This window comes from Microvirga sp. P4_G7 (assembly GCF_056401005.1).
Genome location: NZ_JBFUKD010001071.1, coordinates 1 through 782, shown reverse-complemented (window position 1 = coordinate 782; position 782 = coordinate 1). Strand labels below are relative to the sequence as shown.

Annotated in this window: 1 protein-coding gene; it reads right to left on the bottom strand. The window is 64.6% G+C overall.

The features are described from left to right. Positions 1 to 144: 144 nt before the first annotated feature. A partial coding sequence (locus tag AC1DT3_RS23085) for a hypothetical protein (RefSeq protein ID WP_477467490.1) occupies positions 145 to 782 on the bottom strand: 638 nt, incomplete at its 5' end.

Here is a 782-nt window from a genome sequence, read left to right as displayed (position 1 = left end):
TCATGGACCTGTTCGCGACCCATCCCCCCATCGAGAAACGCATCGAGGCTCTGATTCAGATGGGCGGTCGTCGTCCATTGATTCAAGAAGCGCCCCTAACCGCCGCTACGCAATAGGCTTTTCAGGGCAAGCTGAGAAAGTGAATCAAGCGCGCAGCAGCAGCGCAGTGGTGTCGTCGCTGAGTTTGAACCGGGGAAAAAGGCGTCCACTCGGATCGGTCACCGTCTCGATTTCGCGCGCCTTGCGCGCCAGCGGCTCGAGGCCGGATTCGAGCGCCGCCTCCAAGAGCTCTTGCGACGACATGGCCTCATAGAGGTCGACCAACGCGGAGAAGCCGTCGGTGGTCAAGAGGATCGCCGTGCCGTCCTCGCAAGACACCGTCTCGTGCCGCAAACGGTCGGCGGCGCTGGGATCAAGCCCAAGCAAGGCCAAACCCGCGTTGTGCTTCTGCCGTTGCCGACGCTCGGCGAGCCACGCCTGGAACAGCGGCTCCTGAGTGATGGTGGCCGGCGTGGCGCCGGTCGCCTTCAGCAGTTCGTCGGCCTTGGCGACCTCGAAGCGGCGAAGACCCGGTGCGTCACCGACAGTCGCGACGCTGCCGTCCGGTGCGCGCACGAAGGCGGTGGTATCGGCGAAGGTCCACACGTCGAGCAACGCGCCACGGCGATGGACCAAGGTCATTGCCCCGACCGGCCACGTGAGGAAATCCTGTCGGTCGGGCGTCGCTTTCGCAAGAAAGACCGTCCGCGCCTCTTCCATGACATGGCGCAGCAGCGTCACGC